18 protein-coding genes and 2 pseudogenes are annotated in these 17,581 nt (G+C 60.9%); 12 read left to right on the forward strand and 8 right to left on the reverse strand.

All coding sequences use genetic code 11. The features are described 5' to 3' along the window. Positions 1–6: 6 nt before the first annotated feature. From ACZZ0K_RS16565 to ACZZ0K_RS16575, 3 genes are all read right to left on the reverse strand, one after another. The gene (locus tag ACZZ0K_RS16565) at positions 7–705 is read right to left on the reverse strand and encodes a segregation and condensation protein A (protein WP_172828192.1); all 699 of its coding nucleotides are present in this window, start codon (positions 703–705) and stop codon (positions 7–9) included. A 123-nt stretch (positions 706–828) separates the two neighbouring features. Then, positions 829–1,458: an L-threonylcarbamoyladenylate synthase gene (locus ACZZ0K_RS16570; protein ID WP_041478985.1), complete on the reverse strand. Its 630-nt coding sequence runs from the start codon at positions 1,456–1,458 to the stop codon at positions 829–831. 13 nt (positions 1,459–1,471) lie between these two features. Next, on the reverse strand, positions 1,472–2,335 hold the full coding sequence (locus ACZZ0K_RS16575; protein WP_039761090.1) for a PHP domain-containing protein: 864 nt from the start codon (positions 2,333–2,335) through the stop codon (positions 1,472–1,474). A gap of 87 nt (positions 2,336–2,422) precedes the next feature. Between ACZZ0K_RS16575 and ACZZ0K_RS16580 the strand changes: the two genes are divergently transcribed. From ACZZ0K_RS16580 to ACZZ0K_RS16595, 4 genes are all read left to right on the forward strand, one after another. Further along, the gene (locus tag ACZZ0K_RS16580; protein WP_024012071.1) at positions 2,423–3,019 is read left to right on the forward strand and encodes a septation protein A; all 597 of its coding nucleotides are present in this window, start codon (positions 2,423–2,425) and stop codon (positions 3,017–3,019) included. Position 3,020: 1 nt separating this feature from the next. Then, positions 3,021–3,320, forward strand: coding sequence for a YciI family protein (locus tag ACZZ0K_RS16585; RefSeq protein ID WP_016771127.1), 300 nt, complete (start codon positions 3,021–3,023; stop codon positions 3,318–3,320). 108 nt (positions 3,321–3,428) lie between these two features. Then, positions 3,429–3,839: an SH3 domain-containing protein gene (locus ACZZ0K_RS16590; protein ID WP_016771128.1), complete on the forward strand. Its 411-nt coding sequence runs from the start codon at positions 3,429–3,431 to the stop codon at positions 3,837–3,839. Between the two features lie 7 nt (positions 3,840–3,846). Then, positions 3,847–4,524, forward strand: coding sequence for a response regulator transcription factor (locus tag ACZZ0K_RS16595; RefSeq protein WP_016771129.1), 678 nt, complete (start codon positions 3,847–3,849; stop codon positions 4,522–4,524). A gap of 502 nt (positions 4,525–5,026) precedes the next feature. Here the strand turns inward: ACZZ0K_RS16595 and ACZZ0K_RS16600 are convergent. Beyond that, positions 5,027–5,500, reverse strand: coding sequence for a hypothetical protein (locus ACZZ0K_RS16600; protein WP_252879629.1), 474 nt, complete (start codon positions 5,498–5,500; stop codon positions 5,027–5,029). Positions 5,501–5,764: 264 nt separating this feature from the next. On the opposite strand from ACZZ0K_RS16600, the gene ACZZ0K_RS16605 reads away from it, so the two are divergent. Both ACZZ0K_RS16605 and ACZZ0K_RS16610 read left to right on the forward strand, forming a co-directional pair. Then, positions 5,765–6,217: a Spy/CpxP family protein refolding chaperone gene (locus ACZZ0K_RS16605; RefSeq protein WP_095180696.1), complete on the forward strand. Its 453-nt coding sequence runs from the start codon at positions 5,765–5,767 to the stop codon at positions 6,215–6,217. A gap of 176 nt (positions 6,218–6,393) precedes the next feature. Then, positions 6,394–7,734 carry a sensor histidine kinase gene (locus tag ACZZ0K_RS16610; protein ID WP_258707768.1) on the forward strand — a complete coding sequence of 447 codons (1,341 nt, stop codon included), beginning with the start codon at positions 6,394–6,396 and terminating at the stop codon, positions 7,732–7,734. Positions 7,735–7,947: 213 nt separating this feature from the next. Here the strand turns inward: ACZZ0K_RS16610 and ACZZ0K_RS16615 are convergent, their stop codons facing one another. Then, on the reverse strand, positions 7,948–8,514 hold the full coding sequence (locus ACZZ0K_RS16615) for a nitroreductase family protein (protein ID WP_056783730.1): 567 nt from the start codon (positions 8,512–8,514) through the stop codon (positions 7,948–7,950). 121 nt (positions 8,515–8,635) lie between these two features. Between ACZZ0K_RS16615 and ACZZ0K_RS16620 the strand changes: the two genes are divergently transcribed. Beyond that, on the forward strand, positions 8,636–10,090 hold the full coding sequence (locus tag ACZZ0K_RS16620) for a TrkH family potassium uptake protein (RefSeq protein ID WP_024012066.1): 1,455 nt from the start codon (positions 8,636–8,638) through the stop codon (positions 10,088–10,090). Here the strand turns inward: ACZZ0K_RS16620 and ACZZ0K_RS16625 are convergent. Beyond that, positions 10,047–11,108, reverse strand: a complete 1,062-nt coding sequence (locus tag ACZZ0K_RS16625; protein WP_205869270.1) for an AraC family transcriptional regulator — start codon at positions 11,106–11,108, stop codon at positions 10,047–10,049. The two genes, ACZZ0K_RS16620 and ACZZ0K_RS16625, sit on opposite strands and share 44 nt — an antisense overlap. A gap of 165 nt (positions 11,109–11,273) precedes the next feature. On the opposite strand from ACZZ0K_RS16625, the pseudogene ACZZ0K_RS16630 reads away from it, so the two are divergent. Beyond that, positions 11,274–11,584: pseudogene (locus tag ACZZ0K_RS16630) on the forward strand (Mpo1-like protein). 14 nt (positions 11,585–11,598) lie between these two features. Next, positions 11,599–12,189, forward strand: coding sequence for an HD domain-containing protein (locus tag ACZZ0K_RS16635; protein WP_258707767.1), 591 nt, complete (start codon positions 11,599–11,601; stop codon positions 12,187–12,189). A gap of 115 nt (positions 12,190–12,304) precedes the next feature. On the opposite strand, the gene ACZZ0K_RS16640 is transcribed toward ACZZ0K_RS16635, so the two are convergent. Continuing rightward, positions 12,305–13,120: a UDP-2,3-diacylglucosamine diphosphatase gene (locus ACZZ0K_RS16640; protein WP_258707766.1), complete on the reverse strand. Its 816-nt coding sequence runs from the start codon at positions 13,118–13,120 to the stop codon at positions 12,305–12,307. A 135-nt stretch (positions 13,121–13,255) separates the two neighbouring features. Here ACZZ0K_RS16640 and ACZZ0K_RS16645 point away from each other — a divergent pair, with 135 nt between their 5' ends. Together ACZZ0K_RS16645 and ACZZ0K_RS16650 are read left to right on the forward strand one after the other, a co-directional pair. Continuing rightward, positions 13,256–14,020 (forward strand): AraC family transcriptional regulator, encoded by a 765-nt coding sequence (locus ACZZ0K_RS16645; RefSeq protein WP_258707765.1) that lies wholly within the window; start codon positions 13,256–13,258, stop codon positions 14,018–14,020. A 72-nt stretch (positions 14,021–14,092) separates the two neighbouring features. Further along, a pseudogene (locus ACZZ0K_RS16650) lies at positions 14,093–14,985 on the forward strand (DMT family transporter). Here the strand turns inward: ACZZ0K_RS16650 and ACZZ0K_RS16655 are convergent. Beyond that, the gene (locus ACZZ0K_RS16655; RefSeq protein ID WP_016771139.1) at positions 14,979–15,266 is read right to left on the reverse strand and encodes an Rdx family protein; all 288 of its coding nucleotides are present in this window, start codon (positions 15,264–15,266) and stop codon (positions 14,979–14,981) included. The pseudogene ACZZ0K_RS16650 and the gene ACZZ0K_RS16655 overlap by 7 nt on opposite strands. A 71-nt stretch (positions 15,267–15,337) precedes the next feature. Here ACZZ0K_RS16655 and ACZZ0K_RS16660 point away from each other — a divergent pair, with 71 nt between their 5' ends. Next, positions 15,338–17,527 carry a patatin-like phospholipase family protein gene (locus tag ACZZ0K_RS16660; protein ID WP_150636611.1) on the forward strand — a complete coding sequence of 730 codons (2,190 nt, stop codon included), beginning with the start codon at positions 15,338–15,340 and terminating at the stop codon, positions 17,525–17,527. Positions 17,528–17,581: the final 54 nt, after the last annotated feature.

The following is a 17,581-nucleotide window of genomic DNA, read 5'->3' on the forward strand; positions in this document are numbered from 1 at the left end:
GACTCGTTATTCGGCTCGGGCTCGCACGTGGATCGCAGCGAACGGCTCATTCTGCACCAGCTCGACCAAGGATTCCTTGACCAGTTCAAGGATCGCCATGAAGGTCACCACCACACCCAGGCGGCCTTCTTCGGCGGTGAACAGCTCGACAAACGGCACGAAGCCGCCGCCCTTGAGCCGTTCCAGCACATCGCTCATGCGCTCGCGGGTGGACAGCGCTTCACGGCTGACCTGGTGGCTTTCAAACATATCGCCACGGCGCAGCACTTCGGCCATGCACATCAAAATCTCTTCCAGCGCGACGTCGGGCAACAGCTTGCGCGCCCGCGCTTCCGGGGCGTCGAGCTTGGGCACGATCACATCGCGACCCACCCGGCTCAACCCATCGATACCTTCGGCAGCAGCCTTGAAACGCTCGTATTCCTGCAAGCGGCGGATCAGTTCGGCGCGTGGATCGTCTTCTTCATCTTCGACGGTTTCAGCGCGCGGCAGAAGCATGCGCGACTTGATCTCGGCGAGCATCGCCGCCATCACCAGGTATTCGGCGGCCAGCTCCAGACGCACCGATTGCATCAACTCGACGTAGCCCATGTACTGGCGGGTGATTTCCGCCACCGGAATGTCGAGGATATTGATATTCTGTTTGCGGATCAGGTACAGCAGCAGGTCGAGCGGACCTTCAAAGGCTTCAAGGAAGACTTCCAGCGCATCCGGCGGGATGTACAGGTCCAGCGGCATTTCCATGACCGCCTGGCCATAGACCATCGCGAACGGCAGTTCCTGCTGGGCGCCGGCCTGGGGATCGACCACGGTTTCCACTGCGGACATTCAGGCCTCGACCATGAACGGCGTCGGATCGCCGCAACCGACGCGGACCACTTCCGGGTCGTCGCCAGTCAGGTCAATCACCGTCGAGGCCTTGATGCCGCCAAAGCCGCCGTCGATGATCAGATCGACCTGGTGCTCGAGCAACTGGCGCATTTCGTAGGGATCGGTAAGTGGGTCTTCATCGCCGGGCATGATCAGCGTCACGCTCATCAGCGGCTCGCCGAGTTCGGCCAGCAGCGCCAGCGCGATCGGATGGCTTGGCACGCGCAGGCCGATGGTGCGTTTTTTCGGATGCAGCAACAGGCGCGGCACTTCGCGGGTGGCGTTGAGAATAAAGGTGTAAGGCCCCGGCAGGTGCGCCTTGAGAATGCGGAAGGTGCCGGTGTCGATCTTGGCGTAATTGCCCAGTTGCGACAGGTCGCTGCAGATCAGCGCGAAGTTGTGCTTTTCATCGAGCTGACGCAGACGTCGCACACGCTCGATGGCGGTCTTGTCGCCGATCTGGCAACCAATGGCGTAGGACGAGTCCGTGGGATAAATCACCACCCCGCCTTTGCGGATGATCTCGACCGCCTGTTTGATCAGGCGCGCTTGCGGGTTTTCCGGATGTATCTGGAAAAATTGACTCACATTCTCTACCTGTTCAGACGGCGGCAATATCTGTGTCATGTTTGAACCGACACCACAGGGGTGGAAGGTCCTCGGGAACCGGCCGGTACTGGCCGATCTCGGACCAGCCGCCAGGGCCATGGAAGTCACTGCCGGCGCTGACCAGCAGACCGAACTCACGGGCAAGGATCGCCAGGCTGCCCACCTGTTCTGCGGGCTGATGGCCATTGACCACCTCGATAGCATGCCCGCCTGCTTGAATATAGTCGGCAATCAGCTTTCGGCGCTTGCTACGGGTGAAATCGTAGTGCCATGGATGCGCCAGGCTGACCCAGGCACCGGCGGCGCGCAGGGTGCCGACAGTGTCTTCCAGCGTCGGCCAGTGCAGTTTGACGTCGCCGAGTTTGCCGGCGCCGAGCCATTTGCGGAACGCCTCGGCGCGATCCTTTACATAACCTTCACGCACCATCCAGTCGGCGAAATGCGGCCGGGCCGGCGCGTTGCCGCTGTCGCCCAGTTCCTGCTGGATCTGCCGGGCGCCGTCGAGGGCACCGGGCATGCCCTTGAGGGCGAGCTTGCGGCTTATTTCTTCCGACCGCAGCCAGCGGCCATCGTGCAATTTGGCGATCGCTTCGACCAACGGCGCAGCGTTGACGTCGAAACCGTATCCCAATACGTGAATGGTCGCCCCGCCCCAGGTGCAGGACAATTCGACGCCATTGACCAGTTGCATGCCCAACTCGGTGGCGGCAGTACGCGCCTCGGCGAGCCCCTCAAGAGTGTCGTGGTCGGTCAACGCCAGGACTCGCACGCCGTTTTCGAACGCTCGCGCAACCAGAACCGCAGGCGCCAGGGCGCCGTCGGAGGCCGTGCTGTGGCAGTGCAAATCAACATTCACGGGGAGTTGTAACCTCAAATCAGCTGGCGCTATCGCGCGCCCATATGTTTGTTATTATGCCGCCACATCCAGCTTCTGGCTCTCACTGTGAAACAATTCATCGATTTCATCCCGCTTCTGCTGTTCTTCATCGTCTACAAACTTGATCCACGGGTCGTCGACATTGCCGGCCAGCAAGTGACCGTAGGCGGTATCTACAGCGCCACGGCGATGCTGATCATCAGTTCCCTGGTGGTGTACGGCGCGCTGTTCATCAAGCAGCGCAAGCTGGAAAAGAGCCAGTGGCTGACGCTGATCGCCTGTCTGGTATTCGGCAGCCTGACGCTGGCCTTCCACAGCGAAACCTTCCTGAAATGGAAAGCGCCGGTGGTCAACTGGTTGTTTGCAGCAGCGTTCATCGGCAGCCACTTCATCGGCGATCGCTTGCTGATCAAACGCATCATGGGCCACGCACTGACCTTGCCGGACCCGGTCTGGACCCGCCTGAACATCGCCTGGATCGCGTTCTTCCTGTTCTGCGGCGCCGCCAACCTGTTCGTCGCTTTCACCTTTCAGAGCATCTGGGTTGATTTCAAGGTGTTCGGCAGCCTGGGCATGACCGTGCTGTTCCTGGTCGCACAGGGCGTTTACCTGTCGCGCCATCTGCATGACACCGATACCACAACGCCAAAAACCGAGGACTGACATGCTCTACGCCATCATTGCCACCGACGTTGCCAACTCGCTCGAAGCTCGCCTGTCCGCGCGCCCGGCGCATCTGGAACGCCTGCAAGCGCTCAAGGGCGAAGGCCGCATCGTGCTGGCCGGCCCGCACCCGGCAGTCGACAGCAATGATCCGGGCGCAGCGGGTTTCACCGGCAGCCTGATCGTCGCCGAGTTCGACTCCCTCAGCGCCGCACAGGCCTGGGCCGATGCCGATCCGTACATCGCCGCTGGCGTTTACGCCAATGTGATCGTCAAGCCGTTCAAGCAAGTCCTGCCTTAAGTCCTTCCACGCGATGAACCTTCTCGGTTCATCGCGCTCTCAATCGCTCATTATTCTCGTTTGCCTGCCGACAACCTGCCCAATATCCATTTGGAAACAGGTGTCGCGATGCGCAAGGGTCCGTTGTGTCTGATGTTGCTCACGTTGTCGATCATGGCCCCCGCCCATGGTGAGGAAACCACCGAAAGCGGCAGCTCAACGCCATTGTCATTGAGCGCCGGCAGCCAGATCACCGAGCTGCAACAGCGGCTCAAGGCCAGTGAGCAGCAGCGCGAAGAACTGAACAAACAACTGCAAAATGCCGACAACACTCGCGAAAGCGCCCAGCTCGCCCGGCTGCGCCAGGAGAACCAGCGTCTGAAGCTGCAACTCAAGGAAGCCCAGGCCAGCCCGCTGCCGCGTTTGCTGACCGATCAACAGCAGTGGTTCGTCACTGGCGCTGGAGTAGCGCTATTGGCGCTGCTCTGCGGTATCTTTGCCAGCGGTGCAAGCCGAAAACGTCGGCAATGGCTAAATTGAGTGAGTCATGAGCGAGCTGTTATTGATTGATGATGACCAGGAGTTGTGCGAACTCCTGAGTAGCTGGTTGAGCCAGGAAGGCTTCCAGGTGCGCGCCTGCCACGACGGCCAGAGCGCCCGCAAGGCGTTGGCCGAAACCGCCCCGGCGGCGGTGGTGCTGGACGTGATGCTGCCCGACGGCAGCGGTCTGGAACTGCTCAAGCAATTGCGCAACGACCACGCCGACCTGCCGGTGCTGATGCTGTCAGCGCGTGGCGAACCGCTGGACCGCATCCTCGGCCTCGAACTGGGCGCCGACGATTATCTGGCCAAACCCTGCGACCCCCGCGAACTGACCGCGCGCCTGCGTGCCGTGTTGCGCCGCAGCCACCCGGCAGCCGTTTCGACGCAACTTGAGCTGGGTGATCTGAGTTTCAGCCCGGTGCGCGGCGTGGTCAGCATCGACGAAAAAGAACTGACCCTGACCGTCTCCGAAAGCCGCCTGCTCGAAGCCCTGCTCAAACAGCCGGGCGAGCCGCTGGACAAACAGGAACTGGCGCAACTGGCCCTCGGCCGCAAGCTGACCCTGTACGACCGCAGCCTCGACATGCACGTCAGCAACCTGCGCAAAAAAATTGGCCCCCACCCCGACGGCCGCCCGCGCATCGTTGCGCTGCGTAGCCGTGGTTACTACTACAGCCTCTGAACCAGCGCACTTATCCTGTGCGGGCCGGCTGGCGATGGTGTTTGTTTGGTCGGGTTTTTTGCGTGTATATCCGTTGCTGCGGTAACGGCTACTTAAGGTTCCGCTCTTACAGCGGGTCACCTTTTTCAAACGCCAAAAAGGTAACCCAAAAGGCTTGCTCCTACGTTCGGCCCTCGCAGGCTCGGGTTCCTTCGCTGCGGGATCGATCCGGGCGCAGCGGCTCCGGTTTGCTTCGCTGCACCTACTTCCGCTGTGTCTGGCTGCGCCAGACGGTCGCTACGCTCCCACGCCCGGATCAATCCCTCCACTCAGCCTTCCGATGTCGCCGGTTAGGCAAGATCAAGGGCACTCGAGCTAACGCTCTTTGTTGAGTGGTTAGGAGCGGGTGGTTGGCTTTGGATTTGTGGTGTTTGATCGTTCCCACGCGCAGCAAAGGAATGCGGCCTGGGAAGTTTCGCGTACCACAGCCTGAAGATCGCTGCCTTCGGTGCCTCTTAACCGGTCAATCGGGCACCGAACGAATAATGTCGGCCAAATCGTCCTTGGTTATCTCGTTGGCCTTAATGGCAGCGGCAATGTCTTTTTTGGAAAGTGGAAAACGCTTGAAAATTTCTTGCAAAGTATTCGCATCAACATTAGCCAGCCAGAGCGGATCAATGAAAGAACCGCCATACTCAGGCTTCATCGGTACTTCTTCGTGGGCAATCGTACCCTTATGGTTGAGATACACCACATAACGATCATGCCCTTCAGGAAAGCTTTTATCGTGATATAGCGTAGTACCCTGCGGCAGCACATAGTAATTCTCGTCGCCGTTTGGACCCTCGATCAGCAACGGTTCTTTAGTTTTGATCATCTTCTTATCGTGCCCCTGCGAACCATGATCAAAAATCAGGAATGCCAAAAAAATCGCATTGACCGATAAAGCTGCCATCAGCCATGGGCCGAGTTGCCTGGTAAACGTTTTATTAGTCATAGGGAAGCTCGGTATTCGCTTTGTTAAGGCACGCAGCCGTTGTTCTTTCGCTGAGCGACAATGTCGTCTAAATGAGGATCACAGCCTGGGCCCGTGCATTATCCAAAAGATCGCAGCCTTCAGCACCTCCTGCACTGGATATGTGTAAGGCCGGGCACGAAACGTCTTTACCGAAGCTTTACGCTGCGCTGACCGCCGCTGACCTTGATCTGCGTAATCTGCACTCATCCGGAACGTACCGGGAACGAGACAAGGAGATACACCATGCGCAAGACTCTTATCGCTCTGATGTTCGCTGCCGCTCTGCCAACCGTGGCCATGGCCATGCCGCAGGATGGCGGTCCGCTGGGTGGTCCGCTGGATGGCCCGCGCCACGGCGGTCAGATGCACGGTGGCATGCACGACAAAGGCCCGTACAGCCAGCTCGACCTGACCCGCGAACAGCGCGAGCAGATTCGCAAGATCATGGGCGAGCAGATGCATGAGCGTAAGCAGGTGGTCGACAAGTACCTGGAAAAACTCTCGCCGGCCGACCAGAAAGCCATGAAGGACGAGATCGCGGCCAACCACAAGAAAGCCGAGTCCGATGTCCGCGCACTGCTCAAACCCGAGCAACAGAAGCAGTTCGACGAGATCCAGAAGAAACGCGCCGAACGCCGCGCCGAATGGGCCGAGTTCAAGGCCTGGAAAGCGCAGCAGGCACAAAAGGCGCAATAATGGCTTGACCCTGGGCCCGACGACTCACATCGTCGGGCCTGTTCCATTCAAATCAAATGTGGGAGCGAGCCTGCTCGCGAAGGCGGTGTATCAGCCAGCGATGGATTGACTGACACTACGCCTTCGCGAGCAGGCTCGCTCCCACATTTGAACGGTGTAATTTTCGAGGAGTTTCTGTGCGTTCACTGTTCTGGCGGATTCTTGCGAGCTTCTGGCTGGCCATCGCTCTGGTAGCCGGGCTGTCGATTCTGCTCGGGCACATGCTCAATCAGGACGCATGGATTCTCAGCCGCCATCCCGGCCTCAACACGCTGGCGGCGGAATGGACGCAGACTTACGAAACCCTAGGCGAAGAAGCCGCCCAGGACATCCTCGAACAACGTAAACGCCAGTATCACATCGACGTTCAGGTGCTCAATGAAACCGGCGATCCGGTGGTGCGTGGCACCTTCCCGCGCCGGGCCGCAGCATTCGAAGCGCGGCAGAACAACGACGATCGCCGCCTGCCGTGGCGGCGCCTGACCGACGAAATCACCAGCGAAAAAACCGGTGACACCTACCTGTTCATCTACCGCATCCCGCACCCGGAACTCGACTCCTGGCACCGCGAAAGTCTGCTCTGGCCACTGAGTGCGCTGGGTATTGCGCTGGTGGTGCTGACCCTGTTCAGTTTGCTCGTGACTTTCTCCATCACCCGCCCGCTCAGTCGCTTGCGCGGCGCGGTACATGATCTGGGGCAGACGACTTATCAGCAGAACAGTCTGGCGAAACTGGCCAACCGCCGTGACGAATTCGGCGTGCTGGCCACCGATTTCAACCGCATGGGCGCGCGCCTGCAAAGCCTGATCGGCAGTCAGCGCCAGTTGCTGCGCGATGTCTCCCACGAACTGCGCTCACCACTGGCGCGCCTGCGCATCGCGTTGGCTTTGGCCGAGCGCGCCAACCCGCAAGAGCGCGAGAAATTGTGGCCACGCCTGACCCGTGAATGCGACCGGCTGGAGGCGTTGATCAGTGAAATTCTGGTGCTGGCGCGAGTCGATGCCGACAATGCCAGCGCTGAAGAAGTGGACCTGAATGCGTTGCTCGCCACACTGCAAAAGGATGCGCAGCTCAGCTCCCCCGAGCAGACCGTGCGCCTGCAAGCTGAGTCACAACTGAATCTCAAAGGCTGGCCGACGATGATTGAGCGCGCCGTGGATAATCTGCTGCGCAACGCCCAGCGCTTCAACCCGAGCGATCAGCCGATCGACTTGCAGGCAGCGCGGCAGGGTGAGCGGATTGTCATCAGCGTGCGCGACCATGGGCCGGGGGTACAGGCGGAACATCTGAGCCAGTTGGGCGAGCCGTTCTACCGGGCACCGGGGCAGACCGCTGCCGGGCATGGCCTGGGGCTGGCGATTGCCAAACGCGCGGCGGAACGGCATGGCGGCACGCTGACGCTGGCCAATCATCCGCAGGGCGGCTTTGTGGCGAGTCTGGAATTGCCGCTGATACCGGGAGTCGTGGTCCAGCCCTGAAAAAGCCCCTCACCCCAACCCTCTCCCGGAGGGAGAGGGGCCGACCGAGTTGTCTGCCGTTGTGCATCGACCTTATGGATCCGCAGAAACCAGACGTCCGGTATCCCGACGCTGGATTCAGCGAAGGACGCTCAGGTCGGTGTAATTCCAAAGCATCCCCCAATCAGTCCCCTCTCCCTCTGGGAGAGGGTTAGGGTGAGGGGCTTGTGATCTTCAGACCTTACCTGGCCAGGCGCTGACGAACTCAGCCAGATCAACCTTCTCCGCCACGCGCGGCTCTTTCTGCGGCGTGCCGAGATAGAGGAACGCGATCACCTCCTCGCCTTCCACCAGCCCCAGGCCTTCGGCAACATGCTTGGAGTACGCCAGATCCCCGGTGCGCCACACCGCGCCAATCCCCTGCGCATACGCCGCGAGCAAAATCCCGTGGGCCGCACAGCCGGCCGTGAGCAGTTGCTCGGCCTTCGGGTATTTCACGTGTTCCTGCAATTTCGCGATGACCACAACCACCAGCGGCGCGCGCAGTGGGCCGTTGCGCGCCTTGTCGATCATCGCGTCGGTGACTTCACCGCCCTGCTGGCGGGCCGCCTCGGCCAGCAACTCGCCCATTTGCTCACGCGCTGCGCCTTCGACTGTCAAAAAGCGGTACGGCTGCAAGTGCCCGTGATCCGGGGCACGCAAGGCCGCGCCGAACAGGGCTTCGCGCTGCTCGGCAGTAGGGGCCGGTTCGACCAGGCGGGGAACGGAAACACGGTTGAGCAACGCGTCGAGAGCCTGCATCGGCCACCTCCTTTGAAAAATGTGCAGCTATTCTAGCTGCAACTGCGCAGCGCCTGCCGGTTTACATGCCTTGCCCCGCAGGTAGAATGGCGCCCTTGTTCAATCAGCCCGAGCGGATTTCATGGCGTTGCCGACCTTACGGATCATTGGTTTTATCATCGGCATCTTCCTGATAACCCTGGCTGTGGCCATGGTCGTGCCGATGGCCACGCTGGTGATTTTCGAGCGCACCAGCGATCTGCCGTCGTTCCTCTGGGCGAGCATGATCACCTTTGTCGCCGGCCTCGCTCTGGTGATACCCGGCAGACCGGAACACATTCACCTGCGCCCGCGCGACATGTACCTGCTGACGGTCAGCAGCTGGCTGGTAGTGTGCATTTTCGCCGCGCTGCCGTTTCTGCTGACCCAGCACATCAGCTACACCGACTCGTTCTTCGAAAGCATGTCCGGCATCACCGCCACCGGTTCCACGGTGCTCAACGGCCTGGACAACATGTCGCCGGGGATTCTGATGTGGCGTTCGCTGCTGCACTGGATCGGCGGCATCGGCTTTATCGGCATGGCGGTGGCAATTCTGCCGCTGCTGCGCATCGGTGGCATGCGCCTGTTCCAGACCGAATCCTCCGACCGTTCGGAGAAGGTCATGCCGCGTTCGCACATGGTGGCGCGGTTGATTGTGGCGGCCTACGTCGGTATCACCATTCTCGGCAGCCTGGCGTTCTGGTGGGCGGGGATGAGCCCGTTCGATGCGATCAATCATGCGATGTCGGCGATTTCCACCGGCGGCTTTTCGACCTCCGACCAGTCGCTGGCCAAGTGGACGCAACCGGCAGTTCATTGGGTGGCGATTGTCATCATGATCCTCGGCAGCCTGCCGTTCACCCTCTACGTGGCGACGCTGCGCGGCAACCGCCGTGCGTTGATCAGGGATCAACAGGTGCAGGGTTTGCTGGCGATGTTGCTGGTGACCTGGCTGGTGCTCGGCACCTGGTATTGGTGGACCACCAAGCTGCATTGGCTGGAAGCGCTGCGGCATGTGGCGCTGAACGTGACCTCGGTAGTCACCACCACCGGTTTTGCCCTCGGTGACTACAGCCTGTGGGGCAACTTCTCGCTGATGCTGTTTTTCTATCTGGGCTTTGTCGGCGGCTGCTCAGGTTCGACGGCGGGCGGGATCAAGATTTTCCGTTTTCAGGTCGCCTACATCCTGCTCAAGGCCAACCTTAATCAGCTGATCCACCCGCGCGCGGTGATCAAGCAGAAGTACAACGGTCACCGTCTCGACGAAGAGATCGTCCGTTCGATCCTGACTTTCTCGTTCTTCTTCGCCATCACCATCTGCGTGATCGCGCTGCTGCTGTCGCTGCTCGGGGTCGACTGGATGACCGCGCTGACCGGCGCCGCCAGCACCGTGTCCGGCGTCGGCCCGGGCTTGGGCGAAACCATCGGCCCGGCCGGCAACTTCGCGACGCTGCCGGATGCGGCGAAGTGGATTCTGTCGTTCGGCATGCTGCTCGGCCGACTGGAGATCATTACGGTGTTTGTGCTGTGTATTCCGGCGTTCTGGCGTCATTGACTGCGTCCGGCACCTGCGTCAGGCGCAAGCGGTATTCGCCGGGTGTGGTGTCGAACCAGCGGCGAAACGCGCGGAAGAAGTTGCTCGGGTCGGCAAAACCCAACAGGTAGGCGATTTCCAGCAAGGTCATGCTCGGTTGCGCCAGATATTGCTCGGCCAGCTCGCGCCGGGTGTCGTCGAGCAACTGCTGAAAACTGGTGCCCTCCTCCTGCAAGCGCCGCTGCAAGGTGCGTTGCGACAGGTGCAGCGTCTGCGCCACGGTGTCGCGCTTGGGTTCGCCCTGGGGCAACAAACGGCACAGCACCTGGCGTGCCCGGTGCGTCACGCGGCTCTCGGAGAACCGCGCCAGATATTCCCCGGCAAAACGGTCATGCAACAGCGCCATGGCTTCGTTGGCTGTCGGCAGCGGCGCCTCCATATCGGCCCGTTCGAAGATCAACGCGTCGTATGGCGCGTTGAACACCAGCGGTGCGTGAAAGGCTTCTTTATAAGGTTGCAGATTTGTCGGCTGATCGCCCTGAACCAACACTTTGACCGGGTGCAGCGGACGCCCCGTCAGCCAGCCGCACAGCGCCAACGCGCAGGCCAGTGACGCTTCGGCGCTCTGCCGGGTCGGCGGTAGATGATCGCCGTGCACGGTGAGAATCAGCGCATAACCTTCCTCGAGCAGGCGAAAGCTCAGGTCAGCGCTTTCGGCAATGATGCGTTGATAGCGCACCAGACGCTGGAAGCCTTCAGCCAGGGTATTGCTCGACATCAGCGCATAGCCGGCGACATGAAACGAGGCCGGGCGCACCACTTTGCCCATGTTCAGGCCGATCGCCGGGTTGCCGGAAACCTCGACCGCGCGCTGCCAGAGCCGGGTCATGGAGTCTTGCGGGAAGCGTGCATCCGGATCTTCAAGGGCGCTGAAATCCAGCCCCAGTTGCCTGAACAGAACCCGGCAATCCAGGCCGTCCATCTCCAGTGCTTTGACAATCCCCATCGCCCAGCTTGCAGAAGTCGTTCGTTCGCTCATGGTTGTTATTCTTTTACATGACGGGCTGCAGATAACCGCCCTATTTGCGAAGGATACTAAAGTGGCGCCGATTGTCACTGGCCCACGCCAATGATCACTCTAGACTCAAATAAGCTCCCCGCCGAACAACTTGTCGCCAGAACAATCACCACAGAGAGCGCGGTCGTGGAAAACATCAAGCAGTTCAACAGCTTCGCCGAGTTCTACCCCTTTTACCTCGCCGAGCACAGCAACAGCACCTGCCGTCGTCTGCATTTCATCGGCACGTCTCTGGTCATCTTCATTCTCGCGCTCAGCATCGCCAAAGGCGCCTGGCTGCTGTTGCTCGCGCTTCCTCTGGCCGGTTACAGCTTTGCCTGGATCGGCCATTTCTTTTCGAGAAAAACCGCCCGGCGACGTTTCAGCATCCGCTGTACAGCCTGCTCGGCGATTTCGTCATGTACCGCGACATGATTCTCGGTCGCGTGGCGTTCTGAATGAGGGTCTGCCCATGAATGCCCATGCTCGCTTCACCCATATGAAGGATGGCACCGAGGAAGACTGGGCGATCATCGCCGCCGACTTCAGTGCCTATGCCAGACAACTGCCGTCGCGGATCCTCGCGCATCTGAAGCTGCTTGAGGGCGACTTCGGCGGTTTCCCGGTGGATCGCCTGACCCACTCGTTGCAAACTGCGACCCGCGCCTTTCGCGACGGGCGTGACGAGGAATACGTGGTCTGCGCGCTGTTGCACGACATCGGCGACACCCTCGGTTCCTACAACCATCCGGACATCGCCGCAGCGATTCTCAAGCCGTTCGTGGGTGCGGAGAACCTGTGGATGGTGGAGAAGCATGGCATTTTTCAGGGCTATTACTTCTTTCATCACCTGGGCATGGATCGGCACTTGCGCGAGCAATTCAAGGATCATCCGCAGTTCCACGCCACTGCCGAGTTCTGCGCCAAATACGACGCGGCGGCGTTTGATCCGGCATACGACACGTTGCCGCTGAGTTTCTTCGAGCCGATGATGGAAAGGCTGTTTGCGCAGCCGAAGAACTCGATTTACAAGGCTGCGATGCAAGAACACAGCCCCGCTTGATGTTGTTTGTTCTGCCCTCATCGCTGGCAAGCCAGCTCCCACAGGGTTGTGTGCCGTTTACAAAACCTGTGGGAGCTGGCTTGCCAGCGATGAGGACCTTTCAAACACCCGAGAACTAAGCGAGCTCGGCAACTTTGGCAGCCTTAAGCTCCGCCTCCCGCGCCTGGGCATCCGCCAATCGATACAGCTCGATCGTGCCGTCCCAATGCTCGATCAGCGCCGTGCACGACTCGACCCAATCGCCGCAGTTGAGATAGTCCACCTCCCCCACCTTGCGAATCTCGGCATGGTGGATATGCCCGCAAACCACGCCATGCAGTTCGCGCTTCACACACTCGTGGGCGATGGCTTCTTCAAAGTCGCTGATGAAACTCACCGCTGTCTTGACCTTGTGTTTCAGGTACGCCGACAGCGACCAGTAACCGTAGCCATAGCGGGCACGCCAGTGATTGAGCCAGCGGTTGAGGGTCAGGGTGAATTCGTAGGCCGAGTCGCCGAGAAACGCCAGCCAGCGGTGATAGCGGGTGATCACATCGAACTGATCGCCGTGGATTACCAGCAAATGCCGACCGTCCGCCGTAACGTGCACCGCCTCGTCGACCAACTGGATATTGCCCAGAATCAGTTTCGAATAGCGCCGCAGGAATTCGTCATGGTTGCCGGTGACGTAGATCACCTCAGTGCCGCGCTTGCTCATGGTCAGCAATCGGCGGATGACGTTGGTGTGGGCTTGCGGCCAGTACATGCCGCTGCGCAGTTTCCAGCCGTCGATGATGTCACCGACCAGATAGACCTTGTCGGCGTGGTAGCCCTTGAGAAATTGCGACAAGTGCTCGGCCTGGCAATCCCGGGTGCCCAGGTGCACATCGGAGATCCACAGGGTTCGCACCCGTTGTTTGCGACTGGGTCGGGCGAGCTCGGCGCTGGTCATGGGCAACCCTCTGCGATGTTTTCGCCAGCTTGCGCGCGCCCGGTTAATCGACCGTGACAAGCGTGAGTCAGTCGTGTGACAACGCATCCGGCGTACGGCGGTGTAGACTGACGGCCACTTCGGAGACAACCTGCCATGCGACCGATCCTCACCCTGCGCCAGTACACCCATGACCTGATTGTGCACAGCCACGAGCACGCGCAGTTGGTGTTCGGGCTGTCCGGTGCGCTGGATTTCGAGGTCGAGGGCTGTGGCAGCCAAGTGCGTCAGCAGAGTGTTGTGGTGGTTCCGTCCGGCGCTCATCATGCCTGCGACAGTCCCCAAGGCAGCAGCTGCCTGGTGCTCGACATCCCTGAAGGGCAATGGGTGCAGGAGTCGCTGGGCGCGCATGCCGAGGCCAGTCGGCGCTTGCTCGATCATCCGGGGCGGCTGTCGCTGGACTCGGGGCAGAGCCAATTGGTCAACTGGCTGGCGAACAGTCCGGTCAGCGATCCGTTGATCGCGCAGCAAGGCGCTGTGTTGCTGCTGGCCAGTCTCAATCACGCGCAACCTGCCGAACTCGGCGCGCGTCGCCTGCCCTACGCCGCGCTGGATGCGCACATCGAGCAATACGCCGGCTATCCGCTGCAAGTGGCCGACCTGGCGCGCGTGGCCGGGTTGTCCAGCGCGCGCCTGCACGCTCGGTTCATGGCCGAATGCGGACAGACGCCGATGGATTACATCCGCAGTCGACGCCTGCATCTCGCGGTGCAACTGCTGCGCGACACTGCATTACCGATTGGTGAAGTAGCCAGTCGCGTCGGTTACAGCTCGCAAAGTGCGTTCTCGGCCGCAGTCCTACGTGAGTTCGGCTCGTCGCCCGGACATCTCCGGCGCGATTCCTGCGACAAAAGACGATAGCCTGCCGACAGACTTGCAGGCCGAGACGCGGTTCAATGGCCCCATGAAGTTGAACCTGAAAAAAGGAATGCAATGACTCCGCGTACCGCCCTCGGCGCTCTGCATATCGGCGCTTTGATGTTTGGCCTGACCGGTGTGTTCGGCAAACTCGCTGCCGCATCCCCCGCTGTGATCGTATTTGGACGTGCAGCTTTCGCCGTGCTCGCCCTGGCATTTTTCGCCCGTTTCGCCAGCCAGCATGGTTGGCAGAAACTTCAGGCCGTGGACTGGCGGCGCCTCGCCCTCAGCGGCGTGTTGCTGGCCGGGCACTGGGTGAGTTTTTCGTATCGGTGAAGATCGCCGGGGTGGCCATCGCCACGTTGGGCTTTGCCAGTTTCCCGGCGTTCACGGTGATTCTCGAAGGACTGATCTTCCGCGAACGCATCCGTGCCAATGAAATCGTCCTGGTGGTATTGGTCAGCATCGGTCTGGTGCTGGTGACGCCCGCATTCGATCTGGGCAGTGGCGCGACCGTCGGCTTGCTATGGGCAGTGTTGTCCGGCCTGCTGTTTTCCCTGCTGTCGCTGACCAACCGCGCCAGCTCCGGGCGCATTCCGGCGGTGCAGGCGGCGTTGTGCCAGAACGTCGTCGTGGCTTTGTGTCTGTTGCCGGTCGCGGCGCCGCAGTTGAGTCAGGTTCAAGCGCTGGACTGGTTGTGGATCGCCCTGCTCGGGGTGTTCTGTACCGGCGTCGCCCACAGCCTGTTCGTCGCCAGTCTGGCGGTGATCAAGGCGCGCACGGCGGCGGTGGTGTTTGCGATGGAGCCGGTCTACGGCATCACCATCGCCTGGCTGCTGTTCAATGAAAACCCGACGCCGAAGATGTTGATTGGCGGCGCGCTGATCATTGTTGCCATCGTTGTATCGGCGCGGATGTCAGGCCATGCCGACAAGAAAACCGTCGCCGCCGAGGCTGCCTCTCACTGAGTGCGGTCGTTGTGGCCGAGGTCGCGGTCAGGATCGATCTGATCGCGCACTCGCTGCTTCAATACCTTGGCCTCGGGAAAACCACCGTCGGCCTTGCGCTCCCAGATCTGCACACCCGCACAGGTGATGTGAAACACCCCACCGGTGCCCGGCACCAACGACACTTTGCCCAGGTCATCAGCGAAGGTGCTGAGCAGTTCCTGGGCCAGCCACGCGGCGCGCAGCAGCCACTGGCATTGAGTGCAATAAGTGATGACAACTTCGGCTTTGGCGACGGTCATGATCGCTGAAACTCCTGAGACAGAGGGCGCCGCTATAATAGCCGGCTTTACCGCTTGCCCCGAGACTCACAATGCGCCGTTTGCTGTTTTGCCTGCTGCTTGGTTTCCTTCCCCTGCTGGTTCACGCCAGTGAAGCGCCACGACCGAAAGTCGGCCTGGTGCTGTCCGGCGGTGCTGCGCGCGGGCTGGCGCACATCGGCGTGCTCAAGGCGCTGGAAGAACAAGGCATCAGGATCGACGCGATTGCTGGCACCAGCATGGGCGCGGTAGTCGGCGGCCTGTACGCCTCGGGCTACAAGGTCGACGAACTGGAAAAACTCGCCCTGAGCATCGACTGGCAAGCGGCGCTGTCCGACGCGCCGCCGCGTGAGGACGTGCCATTTCGACGCAAGCAGGACGACCGCGATTTTCTGGTGAAGCAGAAACTCAGCTTCCGCGACGACGGCAGTCTCGGCCTGCCATTGGGGGTAATTCAGGGCCAGAACCTCGCACTGTTGCTGGAAAGCCTGTTGGCGCACACCAGCGACACCCGCGACTTCGACAAACTGCCGATCCCGTTTCGGGCCGTGACCACCGACATCGCCAATGGTGAAAAAGTGGTGTTTCGCAAAGGCCACCTGCCGCAAGTGATCCGCGCGAGCATGTCGATCCCGGCGGTGTTCGCCCCGGTCGAGCTCGATGGGCGCCTGCTGGTGGACGGTGGCATGACCGACAACATCCCGCTGGATGTCGCGCGGGAAATGGGCGTCGACATCGCCATCGTCGTCGACATCGGCACGCCGCTGCGCAATCGCAAGCAACTGACCACGGTGGTCGATGTGCTCAATCAGTCGATCACCCTGATGACCCGGCGCAACTCCGAAGAACAACTGGCGACTCTGCATGCCAATGACGTGTTGATCCAGCCTGCGCTGGCCGCGTTCGGCGTGACCGATTTCGGCAAGGCTCAGGAGATGATCGACGCCGGTTACCGCGCCACGCGGATCCTCGATGCGCGGCTGGCGCAACTCAAGCCGACTCAAACCCAGGACGCGGAACTGAACGCCGCCCGTCAGCCGGGCCAGCGCACGCCGATCATCACCGCGATCCGCGTCGAAAATGACTCGAAAGTCGACGATGACGTAATTCGCTATTACATCCGCCAACCGATCGGCGCGCCGCTGGACCTGGGCCGCCTGCATTCGGACATGGGCACGCTGTACGGCCTGGATTACTTCGATCAAGTGCGTTACCGCGTGGTGCACAAAGGCCAGGATCACACCTTGGTCATCAGTGCCAGCGGCAAGCGCAGCGGCACCGATTACTTGCGGGTCGGCCTGAATCTGTCGGACGACATGCGCGGCGACAGTGCTTTCAACCTTGGTGCCAGTTATCGCGTCAACGGCATCAACCGCCTCGGTGCGGAATGGCTGACCCGCGCGCAGATCGGCGACAAGCAGGAGCTGTACAGCGAGTTCTATCAGCCGCTGGACGTCGGCTCGCGTTACTTCGTCGCGCCCTACGGGTCGTTCGAGGCGCAGAACGTTGACTCGGTGCTGGATAACGATCCGATCGCCCAGTATCGGGTCGAGCGTTACGGCTTCGGCCTCAACCTCGGCCGGCAGATCGGCAACAACGGTGAAGTGCGACTCGGCGTCGGGCAGGCCTGGGGCAAGGCTGACGTACGCATCGGCGATCAGGATCTGCCGAGCGAGAGTTTCAACGAAGGCTTCTATACCGTGAAGTATTCCTACGACTCGCTGGACAACGTCTACTTTCCGCACGAGGGCAAGGACGTCAGCCTGACGTTTGCCCAGTTCGAACCGGGCCTGGGTTCAGACAATCGCTATCGCCAGTGGGAATTGAATTTCGACAAGGCCATGAGCCACGGGCCGGATACGCTGATACTCGGCGGGCGCTACGGCCGGACGCTGGACGATGCCAATGTGGTGACCTCAAGCTTCCTGCTCGGCGGCGCGCGGCAGTTGTCGGGGTTCCGTGAGGACGCGCTGTCCGGGCAGAACGTCAGCCTGATGCGCGCCGTGTACTACCGCCGCCTGACGCCGCGCTCGTACCTGCCGCTGGACTTCCCGCTGTACGCCGGCGCCTCGCTGGAGCGCGGTCGGGCGTGGAACAATGACAATGAGTTCGACAGCGGCTACATCAACGCCGCGAGTGTGTTTATCGGCTTCGACACGCCGCTGGGGCCGTTGAACTTCACTTATGGGTTGAATGATGCGGACGAGCAGGCGGTTTACCTGAATCTGGGGCAGACGTTCTGACGCCTTCGCGAGCAGGCTCGCTCCCACAATGGAATGCGCTCTATCCTGTGGGAG

The sequence above is a fragment of the Pseudomonas sp. AC255 genome, from assembly GCF_979258175.1.

Excerpts from the sequence above, each read along its gene's own strand:
- ACZZ0K_RS16585 (WP_016771127.1), top strand. The coding sequence starts at position 3,021 with ATGCTCTACGCCATCATTGCCACCGACGTTGCCAACTCGCTCGAAGCT.
- ACZZ0K_RS16590 (WP_016771128.1), top strand. The coding sequence starts at position 3,429 with ATGCGCAAGGGTCCGTTGTGTCTGATGTTGCTCACGTTGTCGATCATG.
- ACZZ0K_RS16595 (WP_016771129.1), top strand. The coding sequence starts at position 3,847 with ATGAGCGAGCTGTTATTGATTGATGATGACCAGGAGTTGTGCGAACTC.
- ACZZ0K_RS16600 (WP_252879629.1), bottom strand. The coding sequence starts at position 5,500 with ATGACTAATAAAACGTTTACCAGGCAACTCGGCCCATGGCTGATGGCA.
- ACZZ0K_RS16605 (WP_095180696.1), top strand. The coding sequence starts at position 5,765 with ATGCGCAAGACTCTTATCGCTCTGATGTTCGCTGCCGCTCTGCCAACC.
- ACZZ0K_RS16615 (WP_056783730.1), bottom strand. The coding sequence starts at position 8,514 with ATGCAGGCTCTCGACGCGTTGCTCAACCGTGTTTCCGTTCCCCGCCTG.
- ACZZ0K_RS16620 (WP_024012066.1), top strand. The coding sequence starts at position 8,636 with ATGGCGTTGCCGACCTTACGGATCATTGGTTTTATCATCGGCATCTTC.
- ACZZ0K_RS16625 (WP_205869270.1), bottom strand. The coding sequence starts at position 11,108 with ATGAGCGAACGAACGACTTCTGCAAGCTGGGCGATGGGGATTGTCAAA.
- ACZZ0K_RS16635 (WP_258707767.1), top strand. The coding sequence starts at position 11,599 with ATGAATGCCCATGCTCGCTTCACCCATATGAAGGATGGCACCGAGGAA.
- ACZZ0K_RS16640 (WP_258707766.1), bottom strand. The coding sequence starts at position 13,120 with ATGACCAGCGCCGAGCTCGCCCGACCCAGTCGCAAACAACGGGTGCGA.
- ACZZ0K_RS16645 (WP_258707765.1), top strand. The coding sequence starts at position 13,256 with ATGCGACCGATCCTCACCCTGCGCCAGTACACCCATGACCTGATTGTG.
- ACZZ0K_RS16655 (WP_016771139.1), bottom strand. The coding sequence starts at position 15,266 with ATGACCGTCGCCAAAGCCGAAGTTGTCATCACTTATTGCACTCAATGC.
- ACZZ0K_RS16660 (WP_150636611.1), top strand. The coding sequence starts at position 15,338 with ATGCGCCGTTTGCTGTTTTGCCTGCTGCTTGGTTTCCTTCCCCTGCTG.